Origin of the sequence: Pseudomonas syringae group sp. J248-6, assembly GCF_032586995.1 — a bacterium.
GTDB classification, from domain to species: Bacteria; Pseudomonadota; Gammaproteobacteria; order Pseudomonadales; family Pseudomonadaceae; genus Aquipseudomonas; species Aquipseudomonas amygdali.
The window spans coordinates 91,926-111,126 of the sequence record NZ_JAWHOP010000016.1; the positions used below are offsets into that span (position 1 = coordinate 91,926).

The window sequence follows — 19,201 nt, forward strand, 5'->3', positions numbered from 1 at the left end:
GCGCATGCCAAGGGCACACGCCGGCAGGTTGATCAGGCAGTGCGGTATTTCGGTTGGACCGGGGCAGCCGAATGCTCGGTTTCATCCTGCACCCGTGCGCCGCTGGAAGCGCGGATCAACAGGATCTTGAGTTGATCGTTGATGCGTTCCAGGCTGTCCTGAAAGTAGTTGTGGAAGACCACGCAGAACAAGGCGATGGCAATACCCAGCCCGGTCGCGAACAGCGCCGTGCCGATACCGGCAGAAATCTGCCCGGGATCGGACACCCCGGCACTGGCCAGCGCCTTGAACGTGTCGATGATGCCCAGAATGGTGCCCAGCAACCCCAACAGAGGTGCAGCGGTAGTGATGGTCTCGATCAGCCAGAGGCTGCGGGCCAGCGGCGCGCGAGTGCTCAGGTACTGGGTTTCGATGACATCGTCCAGATCCCTGCGCGAGCCCTGAGCATTTTTTTGCGCAAGCACCGGCAGGACCATGCTCAGCGGCAAACCGGCCCGGCGTATCAGCGCCTCCGGCAGGTCCTTTTCACTGTGCACCGAAGCACTGAGTGCCGCTTGCAGCGCCCGTGCCTGACGGCGTACGTAAGCAAAGTAGATACCCCGCTCGATCGCGACAAAGATCGCTATCGCGATGGCGGCGTACATCACATAGAAGGTGATGTCGTGAAGCTGATTCATGTCCATGGCACAGACCTCTGGTCAATGAAGATTAGAAATTGGCTTCAAGAGAAACGGTAACGGTACGCTCGACGCCGACGATGTAGGCCGGGTCGCCGTCGCGGAAACCGCTGTAAGTGCCCGCGTTGGTTTTGGTGGTGTACACGCCGTCCAGGTACTCCTTGTCGAACAGGTTGTCGACGTTCAGACGCAAGGTGGCGTCCTTGACGATTTTCTTGTCCACCGGCAGATAGATGCCCGCGCCCAGATTGAAGATGGTGCGCCCCGGAATGCTTTCGTCATTGGTCAGGTCGCCATACAGCTTGCTGGTGAGCTTGGCGCCAAAGGTCCCGTAATAACTGCCGTCGTCGTAGCCGATGTTGGCGGCCAGCATGTTCTTTGGCACGTTGGCAAACTGCTTGCCGCTGGTAGGCAGCTCGATGGCGGCACCGTTATTGAAAACGGTCAGGTCATCCTTCTGTTTGGCACGGGTGTAGGTGTACGAGGTGTAGTAATTGAAATGGTGCGGCAGCAGGCCGCTCCACTCCAGTTCCAGCCCGCTGTTATCGACTGCACCGGCATTGATGTCGGCAAAGTCACCATTGATGTCTCTTGATGACACCTGACGGTCCTTGAACTGCATGTAGAACAGGGTGGCGGCCAGCGTCATGTCCTGTTCGGTAAAGCGCCAGCCCAGTTCGTGGTTCCAGCTGGTCTCCGGCTTGCTGTTGATGGAACCAGTGCCTGGGTCATAAAGGACGTAGTTCTGCGGTATGCGCATGTTGCGCGACAGGCTGTAGAACAACTGGTCACGCTCATCCAGCTGATACTTGAGGCCTACGTTCGGCAGCAGTTTGTTGTAGGTCTGGTCACGTTTTTCCGGCCGCTCGGTAAGGCTGCCGTGGTTATTGCCTTCACGCTCGACATTCATGTAGGCCAGGCCGCCGACCAGCGTCCAGTCCGGGGCGAAATACCAGGTGTCCTGAGCCCATACTTTTTGTGCAGGCGTCACGGTATAGCGATCACGGCCCTGGATCTCATTGCCGTTGGCATCGACCATGTAATCCGAGTCTGGCCAGATGCTTTCCGGCTTGCCGTTGCTCTTCAGGCGAATGAAAGGCTGAGTCTGCAACTGACGCGCGCGCTCATACCAGTAGCCGACTTGCACGCTGTGCTCGTCATTGACATCCCAATTGAGCTTGGTGGTAATCCCCGGACGCCAGGTCTGCGTCCGCGAAGGCCGGTAATACACGCCAGTGGTCGATGAACCATCAGCGTTATAAGCGGCAGCCGTCGGCAAGTTGCTCAGGTCGAATACACCGTTCTGGTTCGAACCGCGGTTGAGCGCATAGGAAGAACTGTTTACTCCGCTGCCGTTACCCCAGAAGTAATAGGGGATGACTGAAAGTGCCAGATTGTCGGCCAGTTTGAATTGGGTGTTGAGCACGGCGGTGAAGGTCTGGAACGGGTTTTGCGCCAGCTCGTAGTAGCTGGACAATTTGCCGTTGCTGCCCCGCGTGGGCGTCGAAGGATAAGGGTCAAACTTGCGCCCGTTCTGCTGGAACTGGCTCTTGGTGAGCTGGCTGTAGCTGTTGTTGTCCTGCTCGTGATACTTGAGGATCAGGTTAGCCGTATTGCCCGAGCCCATGTCGAAGAAGCTGTTCCACTCCACCTTGTCAGCGCGCACGGCACCGTCGCCGCGCCATTTCTGGCCTTCGGTGTGGGACATCGATAGCCAGTTGCTCAGCCCGTTGATTTCGCCGGTATTGAGCCGCGCAAAGGTCTTGTAAGTGCCATTGCTGCCTGCACTTTGTTTGACGAATGCGCCGGTTTCCTTGGTGGGCCGAATGGTCACAATGCCGATGTTGCCGCCGCTGGAACCGATGTGCGGGCCGTCACTTTCGGCAGAGCCCTGGGTGACGAAGATCTGATCGATGTTTTCCGGGTCGCCCAGCAGGTTGGAATACAGTGCATAGTTGCCGGAGTCGTTGATCGGCATACCGTCTACCGACATGCCGACCTGGTCGGAGTTGAGGCCGCGCATGGTAAAGCGAAAGCCCGACAGGCCGGTGGCATCTTCACTGGAGATATTCAGGCCCGGCGTGTACTTGAGTTTATCGATCGCGTTACCTGTTGCGGTCTGCTTGTCGAGCGCCTCCTTGGTTACCGTGGAGCGCGCCTTGATGCTCTCCTCCTGCACCATGTAGCCACCGCCAACCGTCGCCTTCCCTTGTACGCCAATGGTGCCGACGTCACTGGCACTCGAATCAGCCATGGCCATGCCGTGGCTCATGCCAGCGGCGACCAACGCAAGGTGAATTCTGGAAAACTTCATCACTCTGTTCCTTGTCAGTGCTATTGCACGCTGTAGTTGAAGGTGGCGGTGAAGCGCTGTTCGCTACGCCCGCCGAAGGCTTGTTCGGGAAACGGTTTGACTTGCTTGATGCGTCGCAGACTGTTGGCTGCCGCGCGGTTGAGCAACATGCTTGAAGCCTGGGTCTGAATGCCGGAGTCCAGCACTCGCCCCTGGCGATCAACCAACAACCACACCACGACTTCGCCGCTCGGACGCTCCAGTGAGGCCTGGCGTCCGGTCGGGTACTGTTTGTAGCCATCCAGATCGTTACGCAGCCCTTTGAGGTAGCCGCCTTCGAGGCCCTGCGTGTCTACTTTCGGCTGCGCCGGCGGCTGAGGCGGCGCGACAGCAGCGCTGGCCACAGGCTTACTGGGGGCCTGGACCGGCTCGGCGGGCTTTACTACCGCCGGGGCTGGCTTGGGCACCGGTTCCGGGCGCGGCTTGGGCTTGGGCACGGGCTTGGGGACAGGTTTAGGCACAGGCTTGGGCGGTGGCGGAGCCGGCTCGGCGTCTTCGCTTTCCACCACAGGCGGCGGTGGTGGCGGCTCTTCAGGCTGAACCGGAAGCGGCTCGGGCGGCACCACGGGCTCTGGCGCTGGAGGCTCGGGCTCGATCAACGCCAGCTCCACGGCTGACTCGTCGTAAACCGGCTCGACCTTCAGGGCCCGCGTTTGCACGCCCATCACAATCACGATGAGCGCCACCAGCGCTGGCAGGCCTGCGAGCCACTGACGTACACGAAACAGGACATACATGGTCAGGATTTACGCGTGGCAATGGAAACCGAGGTAAAGCCACCCAGACGCAAGGTGTCCATGATCTCGACCAGACGTGCGACCTCAACGCCCTTGTCACTGTTGACGATAATGGTGGTTTTAGTATCGGGCTTTTCCAGCGCCTTCAAGGCAGGCACCAGAGCTTCGACTGTGGTCGCCTTGCCATCAAGCTGTAATTCGCCGTTGAGGCCCAGGGTCAGGATCGATTTGTTCTGCGGCTTGAGCTGCTGTGAACTGCTGGCGCTCGGCAACTGGGTTTTCATCCCCAGAGCCGGAATCACGTTCAGGCTGACCAGTACGAAAAAAACCAGCAGGAACATCATCACGTCGATCATCGGGATCAGTTCGATGTGCGCCTTGCGTTTTTTAGGTTCGTCCCACGTTCTCATACCGTCCGCCCTTCTTGTCAGAGGCCGAGAATCTAGCAACCGAATATGACCGATCAGTTAGGTTTACATGACTGTTACATGGCCTTTGTAAGCACTTTTGATGGCACTAAAATGTTTCTCGCGGCTGTCACACAACCGCCATGGAAACGCGGCAACTCTTGAGCATTCAACTCAACGGAAAACCCGGGATGCTTCTCGATGTACCCAGTATCCGCACCTCACGACTATTGCTCTGCCCGTTGCGAGCCGAACAGGCCAGCGCCTTGTCGCGACTGGCTGACGACCCCGTGATTGCGAACATGACGGCCACAGTCCCCTCGCCCTATACCCTGGAGCATGCACAGGCGTTCATTGCCGATGCACCGGAACAATTCGCCGCCGGACGAACATTGAGCCTGGGGGTTCATGCCCAGGAAACCGGGGAACTGACCGGGGTCGTCTCACTGCGCCTGTCGACCTCGCATCGTAGCGGCAACCTGGGTTACTGGATCGGTGCCAATTACCGAAAGCAGGGCTACACCAGCGAGGCGGTGCAGGGTTTGCTGATGCATGGCTTCACCGTCATGAACCTCAACCGCATCGCCGGTCAGTGCTTTGCCGACAACATGGCCAGCGCCAGGGTGCTGGAGAAGTGCGGACTGTCGTATGAAGGCTGTATGAAAGAAGCATTTTTGAAGAACGGTGTTTTCAAAGACATGTTGCTGTTCGGGCTGTTGCGCTCGCAGTACGAACGATCAGAGGCCGCGCAATGACTGACTTCAACCCGGATCGCCGACGCATCATTACCGGCGTAGCCGGTGCCACGCTGTTATCGATCCTCAGCCCGTTTGCCCGCAGCGCGGGTGTCGATTATCCGTTCACGCTGGGCGTGGCATCCGGCGACCCGCTACCTGACGGCTTCGTGATCTGGACACGCCTGGCGCCACAGGTGATGACAGCCACGGGCGATGGCGGACTGAAAAAACCCGTCGAAGTGCGCTGGAAAATCGCCAGCGATGCAGCGATGACTCGTGTAGTACGTACAGGACAAGTAACCGCCCAACCGCGCTTTGCCCATTCGGTGCATGTTGAAGTAGGCGGTTTGCAGCCTGGACGCCCCTATTGGTATCAGTTCGAAGGTCTGGGCGCGCAAAGCGCCGTGGGTCAGGCCTGCACTGCGCCTCTGGCAACCGCCATGGTCTCGGCACGGTTCGGCTTCGTGTCATGTTCGCATTGGGAGGCGGGATATTTCAGCGCTTACAGGCACCTGGCTGCAGAGCGACCTGACATGGTGTTCTTTCTCGGCGACTACATCTATGAAATGAACGTCTCTCCCACAAACATACAGTTCCCGCGCCGCCATGCCACCTCAGACCCGATGGACCTGGCGGGCTATCGCAACCGATACGCGCAGTACAAGACCGACCCGGACCTGCAAGCGCTGCATGCCTGCGCGCCGAGCGTCGCCACCTGGGACGATCACGAAGTACAGAATGACTACGCCGCGCAGTGGTCGCAGGACCCGAACGTTCCGGTGGACAGCTTTCTACGTCGCAGAGCCGCCGCTTATCAGGCGTTTTACGAGCACATGCCCTTGCGCGCCAGCAGCCTGCCCAAAGGACCGGACATGCGTATTTACCGGAACCTGGATTATGGCCGCCTGGCACGCTTTCATGTGCTGGACGGTCGGCAATACCGCTCCGAACAGGCGTGCATCCAGGCCAACGGCAGCCGTCGAGGCTACGTAGCGCCCAGCGATTGCCCGGATCTGAGTGACCCGAAACGCACCATGCTCGGCTGGGAACAGGAAGCCTGGCTGGACCGCAGCTTCGCTGAATCACCTGGACAATGGAATGTCATTGCCCAGGACTTGCTGGTCGCTCCACTGGAACAGCGCAATCTCAAAACTCAGGCGCTGGGCCACTGGACCGACGGCTGGGACGGCTACGCGGCGACCCGCGAGCGCATGCTGGCATCCCTGCAACGCCAGCAGACCCGCAACCCGGTGTTCTGGGGTGGCGATATCCATTCGTTCTGGACCACCGACCTGCACGCCGATGCGGGCAATCCGGATTCCGTCGTCGTCGCCACTGAATTCGTCGGCACCTCGGTGACATCCGGCGGACCGCCATTCGACGCCTTCAACAGCATTCTGGGGCTCAACCCCCATGTGAAGTTCTTTGACAGCCGCCAGCGTGGCTACGTGGCGGTGGACCTCAGCGAGCAGCAGATGCTGACCCGCTTCCAGGTGGTGTCGGATGTGCTCGACCCCGCTGCCAGTGTGTCGACGCTCAAACGCTTTGCGGTGGAGGCTGGCAAGGCCGGGGCGGTTTCTGGGTAGGCGATTCGTAGGGAGGGCAGCACTTGGGACAGTATTGTCCACTGTGAAGAGACAGTAAAACGCACTTCAGGCGCTTTTTCCGTTTCCGGTGAACTACTAATCTGAGCCCACGTTGAACGCCACACCTTACCTACCCAAACGAAAGGACTTGACCATGAAAAACGCCCCTTACAGCCGCCTGAACAAAGATGACGCCATCGTGCTGCTGATCGATCATCAGACAGGCCTGATCTCGCTGGTACAGGACTTCTCGCCGAACGAGTTCAAGAATAACGTCCTGGCCCTGGCTGACCTGGCCCGCTTCTTCGAACTGCCGACGATCCTCACCACCAGTTTCGAACAAGGCCCCAACGGCCCTCTGGTGCCGGAACTCAAGGCCATGTTCCCCGATGCGCCATACATCGCCCGTCCGGGCCAGATCAACGCCTGGGATAACGAAGATTTTGTAAAGGCGATCAAGGCGACCGGCCGCAAGCAGTTGATCATCGCCGGGGTCGTGACTGATGTGTGCGTGACCTTTCCGACCCTGTCGGCACTGGCTGAAGGCTTTGAAGTGTTCGTGGTCACCGATGCATCCGGCACCTTCAACACCACTGTCCAGCAAGCCGCCTGGTCGCGTATGACCCAGGCAGGTGCGCAGTTGATGAACTGGTTCTCGGTGGCCTGTGAGCTGCAAGGTGACTGGCGCAACGATATCGAAGGGCTGGGCAACCTGCTGTCCGAGCGGATCCCGAACTACCGTAACCTGATGAACAGTTATTCGGCACTGACTGCTCGGTAGAGGCCCTGCGTCAAATCAACTCCCACGTATCATTGGCCTGCCTGCAGAATGTGTTCTCCTGCTTTTCAGTGGTGCCACCGTTGGCTTCCAGGCTTACAGAAAGCGGTCGACAAGTAGTCTCGGCCGCTGTTTTGCCGGAGGGCAAGGAAGAGATTGAGCCCAGATCGAATGCTTCAGTCTCTTTGCTGGCCGACACATTCATATCATCGAACCTGACTGCAGCAAGCCTCTTTCTGGTGTCGGCATCGGACTGCGTCATCACGTAGTCCTTGTGCACGTAGCCCACGGTCACGCCCTTGCGCCCTACCAGAATCCAGTCACCGGTAGAGCCCACGGCAGTGAATTGCGTATTGCCCGGCAGGCTGCCTACCTTGTCAGCGTTCATGTTCGGTGCAGAGCGCACGTTGAGGGTAGACCGGGTGACATAGGGTTGATTGATCAGCTTCATCGACGGCACGCCCTGAATGTTGGGCGTACGTTTGACATCGATGGTCCGGACCGCCTTGAACTCCGGGCCTGGCGTGATCCGGGCGCTGGCATTGGAGTGATCTGAACGCCAGATGGCAGTGGGCTGTGCCACAGGGGTTGCGGGCTGACTCAGAATTTCCTGAGTGCGCAGTGCCAGTGCCTGCTTATCCCTGTCATCGAGTAACTGACCGATGCGGTTACCGATATAGCCGCCGATGCCTGCAACGATCAGCGCGGCTGCGATCTGGCCGTTGCCCTTGCCCATCGTTGCACCGACCGCCAGACCGGCAATACCGCCGATCACAGTACCCGCCTGTTCCTTGCTGATGCCCATCTGCGCGCATCCGGTGACTGAGGTGGCGATGCTTACCGCCAGAATTGATGCAACGAGCTTCTTGCGCACGGGGCTTACTCCCTTTTGAAACGTTTCACTCGGCGTTGAGCAGAGGTCTGGTCAAGTTGTACAACATGGCTTCTGCAGACATTGCCCAATGAAAGACACCGGCCATAAGTGTCGTGCCGGCCTCGATGTCCTTGAACGCAGTGCGATAGCCTGGCGATTGAATGATTGCGTTGCCGGCGAGCAGTGGAACCACCACGATCAGGACCACCGATGCTGCTCTGACGGCGAAAAGCCTCTTCTGCATGAAGGCGCGCCGCTCGACGGTCGACAACAGCAGCCCGACAATATTGAGCGCTCCCATGAAAAGACCGCTCAGCAACGACCAGGGTACGAACCACATGTTTTTGAGGACGCTCAGGCTCTGAGCGCCATGCACATCAGTGCGCGCGACGTCGCTGGCCATGTTGCTGGCGATGCCATTGAGGTACGTGTTGAACTGACTGGGCGTGGCAAGCAGGTCCATTCCCTCGACGTAGAGCGGGCCCAGGACCTGACGCGCCATGCCGCGCACCTGCGCAGTGTTGGCCATCGCCTGACGGCTACGCAGGCCTGAAGGCATCGCCAACGCGTAGTCTTCGGCGCTCGGCTGATCCTGTTGCAGGGCTGCGTTCGGGACGGCAAGCGGCTTGCGTTTATTGCCCGCTACGCCAGAGCGCCGCAAAGCTTCTACCTTTGCGTACTCTCGGGCGATATCGTCAAAGACCGGGATGACTTCCGCTTGCAAACGGCTGTAGAGCCTATCGGCATTGCGTCGGGTATAGCCCTTGAAAACGGTTTGGGCGAAGCCCTGGAAATTGTGGCCAATCTGCTCGACGTACGAGCCCTGAACACTCATGAGTACGCCAAGGTTGGCGATGAAGGCCTTGCCCTCGCCCTTGTCGCGATATTCCTGATAGGGAATGCCGGGTATCTGCACCGAATCGTAGAGCAGACCTTTTTTCGTCACGTAGGCGTAAAGGCTGTAAACCCGCAGATCGGCTGGAAACGCTTCAGCAATCGCGTCCGGGACCACACCCTGGACCCACCAGGTCAGCGGGGCCAGTACCAGGGTACTGAGCAGGATGGAGCGCATGAGATGCTGCTGATGTCCCCATTTCCCATGAGCCCAGATACACAGGCGCCAAGCGGCCAGGCACACGCTCACAGCAGCAAGGCTCTGCCCGTATATTTCCAGCGCCTGCAGGTTTTTGAGGGGAATATCGGCGCCGGCCTTGTTCAACAACTCTGCGTTGAACAGCAAGCCACCGATCAGGCAAAGGGCATTGAGAACCGTAAGTACAGCAAGCAGCATCCAACCAATCCTTGTCAGAGTGGAACCAGTGATTCACAACACTTGAGTGCGAAGGTGACCACTGACCAACTGCGGGGCATTCTGCCTGCCGTCCAAAAATGATGCCAGAGCTATCAGGTGTTGCCGGTCGTCCGTGCCCTGCAACACCTGAAATACCGCCAGTGACGTCAGCCGCTACTTCAACTGATTGGCAAACCGACCCACGGCGCCCACCACCTGTTTGGCCCCCTCCTGAATCTCGACGATCACAGCGCCTGCCTCATTGGCCAGCAAAAGACCCTGTTCCGCTTGAGTGCGGCTGTTGGCCATGCCGCGTACCGCCTCATCGGCCAGCGACTGGTTTTGCTGCACGACGCTGACGATCTCTTCGGTCGCAGCGCTGGTGCGGCCGGCCAGTTGGCGGACTTCATCAGCAACCACGGCAAAGCCCCTGCCCTGCTCACCGGCACGTGCGGCCTCGATGGCGGCGTTGAGTGCCAGCAGATTGGTCTGCTGGGCGATGCCGCCGATGGTCTGCACGATGGAGCTGATCAACAGGGACTGCTTGCCCAGTGCTTCGATGCCCGACGATGCCGACTGCATCTCTTCGGATATCTTGCGCATGGTCTGCACAGTGTTCTGCACCACATCCGCGCCGCGCTGGGCGCTGACGTCGGTCTGCTGGGAGATTTCGAACGCCACGCTCGCGGCCTGGCTGACTTCATCTTCGCGGGCCACTTGATCGGTCACCAGCGTGGCGAACTTGACGACCTTGTAGAGTTTGCCCTGAGCATCATGAACCGGGTTGTAAGTAGCCTCCAGCCAGACCTCACGCCCGCTGCTGTCGATACGCTTGAAGCGCCCTGCGACGAACTCGCCGCGGTTGAGCATCGCCCAGAACTCCCTGTACGGAGCCAGTGAAGTTTCTGCCGGATCACAGAACATGCTGTGGTGCTTGCCCTTGATCTGCGCCAGGTTGTAACCCATGCCACGCAGAAACTGGTCATTGGCCGTGAGCACGTGGCCGCCAAGATCGAACTCGATCACTGCGGTTGAGCGCAGCAATGCCTGAATGAACGCAGAGTTCTCGGCAGCGGTCTCGACGGTCTGGGTGATGTCCGACCCGTAGCATTGCAACGTCACCAATTTGCCCTGGTCATCCAGAACCGGCTGCCACATGGCACGAATCCACACCAGACTGCCGTTGGCGTGCAGAAAACGGTAGTTGTCGATCACCGACTCGCCTTTCTGCACCGCCAGCTTGAGGTTACGGTAGCAATCGAGTTGTTTGACGTAGGACGGCACCATCTGGTCCAGATCCTTGCCCAGCAACTGCTCGGCAGTGTAGCCGAGTGCCCTGAGGAAGTTGTCATTGGCATGGGCAATGCGATTGTTGGCGTCCAGACTCAACGACACCATACGCGCGTCCATCCCTTTCTGCATTTGCCGATACATCGATAATTCGGCGTGTTGTGCCTGTAATTCCTTTTTCAAGCGAGTGTTGAACATGGCGGCACCAGTAGTGAGTTGTACTTGTGTATCGGCATAAGCGTAGACGGGATTAATGCGTTTCGTCTGATGATGGCAGATTGAATTGATGTGGGTTGCCCAGCACATATACCCGCCTCCAGGCCCCCTCATGCGGCTTGCCAATGAATGCCTAAAGCGGCTTGAGCCTGCTGCCATCGCTCAGTCAGCAACAACAGGAACCGCCGGTCGACTTCAAGACCCACACACCACACACTGATAGCACTAAGACATCATTCATGATGTCCTAATATCTCTCGATGTTAATGTACCGGTGTCACATGCTCGTTTCCGCCCTTGAACGCCCCAGCCCTGAAGATGCACAACTCCTTGCGGAGGTTGAGCAGACGATTACTTCAGGTGTGGGTGCGCTGCGCTTCAGCCGTGTGCTTGAGCGACGCTACCAGGCGGAAACCAGGCCACAGCGGCGCGAATTTCTGACGGCGGTGGGGATTGGTGGCAGCCTGATCTACAACCTGTTTCTGATCAGTGACTGGTTGATTCTGCGGGATGTATTTGTCTATGTGGCGCTGGGGCGTCTGTGCCTGATCACGCCGATGTTTATTGTGCTGTTAGTGCTGGCGCAGCGCTTTTCCACTCGCTGGGCAATGGAAACGACAGCTGCGACCGCGACGGTACTGTGCTCGCTCATGCCCATGCTGGTGATGATTCACAGCCAGAGCCCGTATCAAATCTTTTATCAACTGGGCATGCTGTTGATCATGGTCTATTGCACCATGATCCAGCAATTGCCCCTGCGCCATGCAGCCGTCGCGATGTCATGCATGCTGATCATCCAGCTGGTGACAACCTACATTGCCAATTTCGCGGACTTTGTGATCTGGCAGGCCAATGCAGTGCTGTTCGTCTCCACGGTAGCGCTGCTGTTGATGGCTTCGTATTTTCTGGAGCGCGCCAGCCGCATGAGCTACCTGTTCGCGCTTCGCGGACGCCTGCTGCAAGTGCAGTTGATGGAGTTCGCACGCACCGATGGTTTGACCCGCCTGTTCAATCGACGCTATCAGGACGAAGTGATGACCTCGGTCTGGGAACGCGCGCGTAAAACACCGGCGAACGTGGCCATCATCCTGCTGGACATCGATCACTTCAAATCCTACAACGACAACTATGGACACCCACAAGGCGATACCTGCCTCAAGTTGCTCTGTCAGAAAATCCAGCAAAGCGCGCATGAAAATGGAGCCGTGGCGTTTCGCTTCGGCGGTGAAGAGGTTCTGGTTCTGATGAATGGCGATGCCGGACAGGCCAGAGAAATGGCCGACGCCCTGCAGACCGCTGTCGCGGCGCTCAAGTTACCGCATCCGGTGCTGGGCGAAAGCGCGTTCGTGACTGTCAGCCTGGGGGTCGCTTGTGCAACCGCGCCGCAGACCACTGCCGACCATCTGATCAGCGCTGCTGACAATGCCCTCTACGCCGCTAAACGCGCAGGGCGTAACTGCGTGTGCTTTGCGTGAAATGACGCTTTGCAGGGCCTGGCTTTACCCCACATCCTTGCCGCTTTAAGCTCGTCGCGCAAACCAAGGCTAGGAGCCAGCGCATGAGCGTTCACATTGATGTCAATAACAACCCTACAGAAGAAGATCGCCTGGCGATTCTGGAACCCCTGAAGCGCTTTAACGCCGAGCAGGCGGGTGACGGCAAGGCCGAGAAAGTGGCGATGTTCATTCGCGATGATCAGACCCGGGAAATTCTCGGTGGCCTGCACGCACGCATTCTCTATCAATGGTTGTTCATCGAGCTGCTGGTGGTGCCGGAGCAAACCCGGGGGCAAGGTATGGGCTCGCGTTTGATGCAGATGGCTGAGGACCTTGCGGTCGAGAAAGGCTGTGCGGGAATCTGGCTGGATACCTTCGACTTCCAGGCTCCGGATTTCTATCGCCGCCACGGTTACACCGAGTTCGGGCAGATTGACGACTATCCGCCCGGCAGCAAGCGCTTCTTTTTCCAGAAGCGCCTGCCGGTATCAGCGTCCTGACGCTTGCGTCAGACCTTGAACTTGCCTACCAGGTTGTTGAAGGAAATCGCCAGACGAGACAGCTCCTGACTTGAAGCGCTGGTCTGGTGAGCGCCAGCAGCGGTCTGGGTGGAGAGGTCCTGAATGTTGATCAGGTTGCGATCCACCTCGCGCGCAACGTGGGACTGCTCTTCGGACGCGGTAGCAATCAGCATGTTGCGATCGTTGATTTCGGCAATGCTCTGCGCAATGCGCTCCAGCGACTGACCAGTGGCCTGAGCCAGGGATTGAGTATTGCTGGCGAGGGTACGGCTGTTGCCCATGGCTCGCACAGCCTGATCGGCACTGGCCTGCACGCTGCCTATCATGGTTTCGATTTCACCTGTGGACGCCTGAGTACGAGCGGCAAGCGCACGTACTTCGTCGGCCACCACGGCAAAGCCGCGGCCCTGTTCACCGGCGCGCGCAGCCTCGATGGCGGCGTTGAGGGCCAGCAGGTTGGTCTGTTCGGCGATACCACGGATCACGTCCAGCACCTGACCAATCTCACGAACCCGCCCGGCAAGCTCTTCAACCATTGAGGTGGAGCTGCTGATCTCGGCGCTGACGTTGTTGATCGCACTGACCGCATCACGCGCCTGATCACGCCCGGTAGCCGCTTCGGTACTGGTCCGCTTTGAGGCGTCAGAGGTAGACATGGCGTTACGCGCCACTTCTTCGACCGCAGCGGTCATTTCGGTGACCGCCGTGGCAGCCAATTGAATCTCGTCGTTCTGTCGCGTCAGGCCACGGCTGCCTTCTTCAGTAACGGCATTGAGTTCTTCAGCAGCCGAAGCAAGCTGGTCGGCGGCGCTGGAGATCTGTCCGATGGTGCTCTTCAGGCTGTTCTGCATATCACTGAGCGCCGTAAGCATCAGGCCTGCTTCATCACGGTGAGTGCTGACGATCGGCTGGGTCAGATCGCCACCGGCAATGCGCTGCGCACTGACAAGGGCAGAGGAAATGGGCGAACTGATCACACGACTGATAAACAGTGCCAAAAGGAAGGCGGCTACGAAGGCGATACCGATACCCATATACAGATTGAGATTGGCCGATGATTCTGTTTTTCCAGCGGCGATTGCACCTTCGCCTATCTGACGGTTGTTGGAGCCGACTATGATGTTCAGCTCACCCATTACGGTCAGATAGGCCTTGCGAACGTCGCCTTCGACCAGCGCCCTCGCGGCTGCAACGTCTCCGGAAAAGGCAACAGCCACAGCCCGATCGACCAGCGTCTGATAGACGGGCCAGTCCTTGTCCATCTGATCACCTGCAGCGCGCTCGTCATCTTCAAGCGGTGTCGCACGATAGGTCGCGTAAGCTTTTTCTGCTTCTGCGCGATTGTTTTTCATGCTGGCGAGAACTTCATCCTTCGCGCTTTGCGACGCATCGCTGGCGGCGACCGAAAGCAAGCGATACAAATCACGATTCTGCTCGACAACATTGATGGTGGCCTCGTTGGTTTTCGACACCGACACCAGGTTGTTGGAGAACGCAAGTTTCAGGTTGCTGGCGAGCTCACCGATCCCCCGGCTGGCAACCATGCCCACCGCGAGGGTGATAACCGCGCAGAGTGCAAATGAGATAAACAGCTTGGTGGAAAGCTTGGCGTTGTAGAACCAGTTCATGGAGAAATCTCTAGTTTTAACAGCTGGCTGAGGCTGAGCTGCGATGCTCGAGGACCGGCAGCTTCAGGCTCTGTATAAAAGTGGCTATCGGCAGCATCAAGCACCACTGAAGTGACGCTCATCCGATTGGCCGCCAAGGGCTCAGGGCGACTGGCGCAATGCTTTGAAACAGGCTGAAGGTAACGGCCCAGCGGTGTAACAAGAACTTTCCGCACTGACTGCGTTAGTATTTCCCGCCTACGATCAGTCAGAGCCATGAATCAGGATGCCGTCTTCGCCCGCCGAAAAACGTCCATTACCGTCCATCCTTGCCGGTCCGCTGTTACGCCGCCAGGAAGCCGGCCGCCTGGTACTGTGGCTGGTGGGCTCGCGCCCGCTCAAGCTGACACTGCGTCTGCGTCATGACGTTGAGAATGCAGCAGATGACTTCAACGACCATTCACTGACTGATCAGCAATGCCAGATCGTCGCGGTAGGTCGCCACGCATTCATTCATCTGATCGACCTGCAACTGGAGGCCGAGCTGCCCCTGGACACCTGGATCGATTACGACCTGTTGGTAGATGGCGAACCGGGCGGTATCGCCGAGTGGGCGCCGCACCTGCTGTACGACGGTGCCCGTTATCCGAATTTCGTAGTGCGCAGCAGCATTGATCAGCTCTTGCATGGCTCGTGTCGCAAGCCACATCACAGCGCGGCCGAGGGTCTGCTCTGCGTGGATCGCCTGTTGGCCGACAACCAGGACCCGTTGCAACGCCCTGCGCTGTTGATGATGAGCGGCGATCAGATCTACGCCGACGATGTCGCCGGGCCGATGCTGCGCGCCATTCATGTGCTGATCGAACGGCTGGGGTTGTTCGATGAGCAACTCGACGGTGCTGTTGTCGACGACAGCACCAGCCTTTATGCGCACCCGGCCAGCTATTACCAGCGTGCCGACCTGCTACCCGCCCTGAAAAGCAACGACACGCTGCGTGAGCGGTTCTTTGGTGGCACCAGCAAGCCGGTATTTACCAGCAGCACCGCGGATAACCATCTGGTCACTCTGGCGGAAGTGGTGGCGATGTACCTGCTGGTCTGGTCACCCACGCCCTGGACCCTGATCGAACCCGGCACGCCGCATCTGGAAACCGACGAAGTCGAGCGTTATGCCAGAGAGCAGCAACTGGTCGAGGATTTCACTGCGGGGCTTGAAGGCGTGGCGCGTGCGATGGCTCACCTGCCGTGCATGATGATTTTTGACGACCATGACATCACCGATGACTGGAACCTGTCGGCAAACTGGGAAGAAACCGCGTACGGCCATCCTTTCTCGAAACGCATCATCGGCAATGCCCTGCTCGCCTATCTGCTCTGTCAGGGCTGGGGCAACAATCCTGACGCACTCAATGACCTGGTCCGGCAGGCACATGAACTGAGTGCAGCGGCTGTGCGCAAGGATAACTGGCTAGACAGCCCGTCCCAGGACGCGCTGATCGATCAGTTGCTGAAGTTTCAACAGTGGCATTACGTTCTGCCGACCAGCCCGGCGCTGGTGGTACTGGATACGCGCACCCGACGCTGGCGCAGCGAATCGAATTTCAATCACCCGTCCGGCCTGCTGGACTGGGAAGCACTCAGTGAACTGCAACAGGAGCTGATCGATCACAAATCGGCGATTATCGTGTCAGCTGCCCCCGTGTTCGGCGTCAAGTTAATTGAGGCGATACAGCGTGTCTTCAGTTGGTGCGGCTATCCGTTGCTGGTCGACGCGGAAAACTGGATGGCGCATCGTGGCGCAGCCAACGTCATTCTGAACATCTTTCGCCACTCCAGAACTCCGGGCAATTACGTGATTCTGTCGGGTGATGTGCATTACTCGTTCGTCTACGAAATCCTGATCCGTCAACGCAGTGGCGGGCCTCACATCTGGCAAATAACCAGCAGTGGCATCAAGAATGAATTCCCCCGTCGTCTGCTGGACACTTTTGATCGACTGAATCGCTGGTTATACTCTCCCCGCTCACCTCTTAACTGGTTCACCAAGCGCCGCCTGATGAAGGTTGTCCCGCGCACGCCCGAGCACAGCAAGGCCGGTGAACGCTTATGGAACTCGGCAGGTGTCGGGCAGGTAATGTTCAATGAACAAGGCCAGCCGACCCTGATCAACCAACTCAATGCCAACGGTGACGCGCCTACCTGTTTCGTCAAACCGCAAGACTACAGAGACGAGCGGTCTGACACAGATCGCGGTTTTCTGGAAAGCAACCGGGAAACAAGGGATAGTCACCGCTAAACTTATCGGCAATTGCCGGGTCGATAGTTGCTACCGGTCAGGTTTGCGGCACACCCTGGCAAGCATTATTTCCTGGAGAGCGCCCCCGTGATAACCAATCAACGCATAGCCAGACTCAACGCCTGGGGCGCGCATGGCTTCACCGCCACCGGCGTCGTCCTTGCGTTCCTGGCTACCATTGCACTATTCAACAACGAACCCAAAGCCTGCCTGCTGTGGCTGGGCGCTGCCCTGATCGTGGATGGCGTAGACGGCTCACTGGCTCGCAAGGTCAATACCACGTCGGTACTGCCGCACTTCGATGGCTCGGTGCTAGACCTGGTCATCGACTATCTGACCTACGTGTTCATTCCGGCACTGTTCATCTATCGCTACATACCGGTGCCGGATTACACGTTGCTGCTCAGCGTATCGGTGATCCTGGTGTCGTCGCTGTTCTGCTTCTGCAACGTCGACATGAAAAGCAAGGACAACTACTTTCAGGGCTTTCCCGCCGCATGGAACGTAGTCGCCCTGTGCCTCTACATTCTTTCGCCCGCGCCGTGGCTGACGTTCATCACCATCATCGCCCTGGCATTGCTGACCCTGACCCGCATGAAGTTTCTGCACCCGTTTCGTGTGCGTCGTTTCATGCCGATCAACATCGCAGTTACCACCGTGTGGTTGTTGTCCAGCGCGCTGCTGATCATCAACCACCCGCACAATGGCCCTGTAGTCATGGGCCTGTGGCTGGCGATGTCGGCGTATTTTCTCGGAATTTGTATCTGGAGAACGTCGCTGGAATGGCTGGGCCGGCTTAAAGCCTGACGCCGAGGCCAGAACAAAAAGCTCGCTGATCGCCTTGCACGGTCAGCGAGCTTTTTTATGTGTGCTCTATTTACTCTCGGCCTGCACCTCGGCAGCAGGCGGGATTTTGCCGAAGTGGTACGTTGTAAAGCAGCAAAGCCCCAACCCGCCAAGGGCCAACAGGCCACCGACGATACCGACATTGGCAACCCCGAGATGGCTGCTGACCACGCTGCCGAGCAGCGCACCGCCACCAATACCGATATTGAAGATGCCCGAGAACAGCGCCATCGCCACGTCGGTCGCATCCGGTGCCAGCGAGAGCACGCGCGCCTGCAAGGTCAGCCCGAAGCACATGATCGCCATGCCCCAGATAATGGTCAGCGTGCCGAGCGTCGCCGCGTCACCGGAAAGGGGCAACAGCATCAGCAGGCAAACGGTCAGCGTGCCAATGGCGGTGATCAATAGCCCGTTAGGAAAGCGGTCGCTGAACAGGCTGAAGATGATCGAGCCCATGATTCCTGCACCGCCAAAGACCAGCAGCAGAATCGTGGTCATTTCGCCGCTGAGTCGGGACACAGTCTGGGTGAACGGCTCGATATAGCTGTAGGCGGTGAAATGAGCGGTCACCACAATCGCGGTCAGCAGGTAGATCGCCATTAACCGTGGGCGTTTGAACAGGATCGGCAGACTGCGCAACGAGCCGGAGTTCTGGCTGGGCAGCAAAGGCAGAGCGCGAGCCAACAGGAAGACTACCAGCGCAGCAATGCCGGCGATGCCCAGAAAGGTAGTCCGCCAGCCCAGGGCTTCACCCAGCACGCGGCCCAGCGGAATACCCAGCACCATCGCCAGCGACGTACCGGTTGCCAGCAGGCCAAGCGCCTGAACCTGCTTGCCGGGCGGTGCGATACGCACGGCCAGCGACGCCGTGACCGACCAGAACACCGCATGTGCAAAGGCGATACCGACCCGGCTCACCAGCAGGATTGCGAAGCTGGGGGAGATTGCGGAGAGTACATGGCTGACCACAAACAGGCCGAACACGAACATCAGCAACTTGCGGCGCTCGATGTTGCGCGTCGCCAGCATCATCGGCAACGACATCAGCGACACGACCCAGGCATAGATCGTGAGCATCAGCCCGACCTGGGCCGGGGTCATCTCGAAGCTCTGGCCGATGTTACTCAGCAGACCGATCGGCACGAACTCGGTGGTATTGAAAATGAAGGCCGCCAAGGCCAGCGCGAATACGCCAAGCCAGCTACCTGCCTGCTCGTTTGGAGGTGAAGTTATCAAGAATCACAACGCCCTGAAAATGTTCCGACCCGAAGGCCGATCGCCACGCGTGAATACGCACGCCTGACACCTGTATGGAAAACCGCGGCTCGCCCCACTGAAAAACCAACGCAAAAACGCTCCGCTCGACCTTCTGAATCGGGCGCAGTGTGCAAAGTGGATTATTGTGGATATGGGGGGTAAGCCAGATGACACGAATTCTACGGACCGCCAGAGTGGATCACAACCCGTGCACTCATAACAGACTTTACAA

General features: G+C 58.5%; 16 protein-coding genes and 2 pseudogenes. 7 read left to right on the forward strand and 11 right to left on the reverse strand.

Annotation, left to right across the window (positions count from 1 at the left end; translation table 11 throughout):
* Positions 1-32: 32 nt before the first annotated feature.
* The 4 genes from RYC17_RS19725 to RYC17_RS19740 are packed head-to-tail and all read right to left on the reverse strand — an operon-like array spanning position 33 to position 4,177.
* Complete coding sequence (locus RYC17_RS19725) at positions 33-683, reverse strand: MotA/TolQ/ExbB proton channel family protein (protein WP_316904190.1); 651 nt, start codon at positions 681-683, stop codon at positions 33-35.
* A gap of 25 nt (positions 684-708) precedes the next feature.
* Positions 709-2,991, reverse strand: a complete 2,283-nt coding sequence (locus tag RYC17_RS19730) for a TonB-dependent receptor (RefSeq protein WP_316904192.1) — start codon at positions 2,989-2,991, stop codon at positions 709-711.
* Positions 2,992-3,011: 20 nt separating this feature from the next.
* Positions 3,012-3,767: an energy transducer TonB gene (locus RYC17_RS19735; protein ID WP_058400522.1), complete on the reverse strand. Its 756-nt coding sequence runs from the start codon at positions 3,765-3,767 to the stop codon at positions 3,012-3,014.
* Positions 3,768-3,769: 2 nt separating this feature from the next.
* Positions 3,770-4,177: an ExbD/TolR family protein gene (locus tag RYC17_RS19740; RefSeq protein WP_002552107.1), complete on the reverse strand. Its 408-nt coding sequence runs from the start codon at positions 4,175-4,177 to the stop codon at positions 3,770-3,772.
* Between the two features lie 188 nt (positions 4,178-4,365).
* Between RYC17_RS19740 and RYC17_RS19745 the strand changes: the two genes are divergently transcribed.
* From RYC17_RS19745 to ycaC, 3 genes are all read left to right on the forward strand, one after another.
* On the forward strand, positions 4,366-4,929 hold the full coding sequence (locus tag RYC17_RS19745) for a GNAT family N-acetyltransferase (RefSeq protein ID WP_058400521.1): 564 nt from the start codon (positions 4,366-4,368) through the stop codon (positions 4,927-4,929).
* Positions 4,926-6,497 (forward strand): alkaline phosphatase D family protein, encoded by a 1,572-nt coding sequence (locus tag RYC17_RS19750; RefSeq protein ID WP_058400520.1) that lies wholly within the window; start codon positions 4,926-4,928, stop codon positions 6,495-6,497. The genes RYC17_RS19745 and RYC17_RS19750 overlap by 4 nt, the downstream gene beginning before the upstream one ends.
* A 154-nt stretch (positions 6,498-6,651) precedes the next feature.
* On the forward strand, positions 6,652-7,278 hold the full coding sequence (gene ycaC, locus RYC17_RS19755; protein WP_005746486.1) for an isochorismate family cysteine hydrolase YcaC: 627 nt from the start codon (positions 6,652-6,654) through the stop codon (positions 7,276-7,278).
* 10 nt (positions 7,279-7,288) lie between these two features.
* On the opposite strand, the gene RYC17_RS19760 is transcribed toward ycaC, so the two are convergent.
* The 4 genes and pseudogenes from RYC17_RS19760 to RYC17_RS27060 all read right to left on the reverse strand — a co-directional run.
* Positions 7,289-8,149 (reverse strand): SH3 domain-containing protein, encoded by an 861-nt coding sequence (locus RYC17_RS19760; protein WP_058400519.1) that lies wholly within the window; start codon positions 8,147-8,149, stop codon positions 7,289-7,291.
* Between the two features lie 25 nt (positions 8,150-8,174).
* On the reverse strand, positions 8,175-9,440 hold the full coding sequence (locus RYC17_RS19765; RefSeq protein WP_122259008.1) for a hypothetical protein: 1,266 nt from the start codon (positions 9,438-9,440) through the stop codon (positions 8,175-8,177).
* Positions 9,441-9,614: 174 nt separating this feature from the next.
* Positions 9,615-10,169 (reverse strand): methyl-accepting chemotaxis protein, encoded by a 555-nt coding sequence (locus RYC17_RS27055; protein WP_369812071.1) that lies wholly within the window; start codon positions 10,167-10,169, stop codon positions 9,615-9,617.
* 42 nt (positions 10,170-10,211) lie between these two features.
* A pseudogene (locus RYC17_RS27060) lies at positions 10,212-11,105 on the reverse strand (PAS domain-containing protein); the annotation flags it as partial.
* A gap of 122 nt (positions 11,106-11,227) precedes the next feature.
* On the opposite strand from RYC17_RS27060, the gene RYC17_RS19775 reads away from it, so the two are divergent.
* On the forward strand, positions 11,228-12,421 hold the full coding sequence (locus tag RYC17_RS19775; RefSeq protein ID WP_058400515.1) for a sensor domain-containing diguanylate cyclase: 1,194 nt from the start codon (positions 11,228-11,230) through the stop codon (positions 12,419-12,421).
* 83 nt (positions 12,422-12,504) lie between these two features.
* A complete protein-coding gene (locus tag RYC17_RS19780; protein WP_058400514.1) occupies positions 12,505-12,942 on the forward strand; it encodes a GNAT family N-acetyltransferase in 438 nt (145 codons plus the stop codon).
* An 8-nt stretch (positions 12,943-12,950) separates the two neighbouring features.
* Here RYC17_RS19780 and RYC17_RS27065 read toward each other — a convergent pair whose 3' ends face one another.
* Both RYC17_RS27065 and RYC17_RS27070 read right to left on the reverse strand, forming a co-directional pair.
* Positions 12,951-13,835 carry a methyl-accepting chemotaxis protein gene (locus RYC17_RS27065; RefSeq protein ID WP_404944462.1) on the reverse strand — a complete coding sequence of 295 codons (885 nt, stop codon included), beginning with the start codon at positions 13,833-13,835 and terminating at the stop codon, positions 12,951-12,953.
* Positions 13,809-14,591 (reverse strand): annotated as a pseudogene (locus tag RYC17_RS27070) (MCP four helix bundle domain-containing protein); the annotation flags it as partial. The gene RYC17_RS27065 and the pseudogene RYC17_RS27070, both read right to left, overlap by 27 nt.
* Before the next feature lie 265 nt (positions 14,592-14,856).
* Here RYC17_RS27070 and RYC17_RS19790 point away from each other — a divergent pair.
* Entirely contained in the window at positions 14,857-16,866 is a 2,010-nt protein-coding gene (locus tag RYC17_RS19790) for an alkaline phosphatase D family protein (RefSeq protein ID WP_058400512.1), read from the forward strand.
* 87 nt (positions 16,867-16,953) lie between these two features.
* Positions 16,954-17,673 carry a phosphatidylcholine synthase gene (gene pcsA / locus RYC17_RS19795; RefSeq protein WP_003433808.1) on the forward strand — a complete coding sequence of 240 codons (720 nt, stop codon included), beginning with the start codon at positions 16,954-16,956 and terminating at the stop codon, positions 17,671-17,673.
* Between the two features lie 66 nt (positions 17,674-17,739).
* On the opposite strand, the gene RYC17_RS19800 is transcribed toward pcsA, so the two are convergent.
* Positions 17,740-18,948 carry a sugar transporter gene (locus tag RYC17_RS19800; protein ID WP_058400511.1) on the reverse strand — a complete coding sequence of 403 codons (1,209 nt, stop codon included), beginning with the start codon at positions 18,946-18,948 and terminating at the stop codon, positions 17,740-17,742.
* Between the last annotated feature and the right edge of the window lie 253 nt (positions 18,949-19,201).

Excerpts from the sequence above, each read along its gene's own strand:
- RYC17_RS19725 (WP_316904190.1), bottom strand. The coding sequence starts at position 683 with ATGGACATGAATCAGCTTCACGACATCACCTTCTATGTGATGTACGCC.
- RYC17_RS19730 (WP_316904192.1), bottom strand. The coding sequence starts at position 2,991 with ATGAAGTTTTCCAGAATTCACCTTGCGTTGGTCGCCGCTGGCATGAGC.
- RYC17_RS19735 (WP_058400522.1), bottom strand. The coding sequence starts at position 3,767 with ATGTATGTCCTGTTTCGTGTACGTCAGTGGCTCGCAGGCCTGCCAGCG.
- RYC17_RS19740 (WP_002552107.1), bottom strand. The coding sequence starts at position 4,177 with ATGAGAACGTGGGACGAACCTAAAAAACGCAAGGCGCACATCGAACTG.
- RYC17_RS19745 (WP_058400521.1), top strand. The coding sequence starts at position 4,366 with ATGCTTCTCGATGTACCCAGTATCCGCACCTCACGACTATTGCTCTGC.
- RYC17_RS19750 (WP_058400520.1), top strand. The coding sequence starts at position 4,926 with ATGACTGACTTCAACCCGGATCGCCGACGCATCATTACCGGCGTAGCC.
- ycaC (WP_005746486.1), top strand. The coding sequence starts at position 6,652 with ATGAAAAACGCCCCTTACAGCCGCCTGAACAAAGATGACGCCATCGTG.
- RYC17_RS19765 (WP_122259008.1), bottom strand. The coding sequence starts at position 9,440 with ATGCTGCTTGCTGTACTTACGGTTCTCAATGCCCTTTGCCTGATCGGT.
- RYC17_RS19775 (WP_058400515.1), top strand. The coding sequence starts at position 11,228 with ATGCTCGTTTCCGCCCTTGAACGCCCCAGCCCTGAAGATGCACAACTC.
- RYC17_RS19780 (WP_058400514.1), top strand. The coding sequence starts at position 12,505 with ATGAGCGTTCACATTGATGTCAATAACAACCCTACAGAAGAAGATCGC.
- RYC17_RS27065 (WP_404944462.1), bottom strand. The coding sequence starts at position 13,835 with ATGCTTACGGCGCTCAGTGATATGCAGAACAGCCTGAAGAGCACCATC.
- RYC17_RS19790 (WP_058400512.1), top strand. The coding sequence starts at position 14,857 with ATGCCGTCTTCGCCCGCCGAAAAACGTCCATTACCGTCCATCCTTGCC.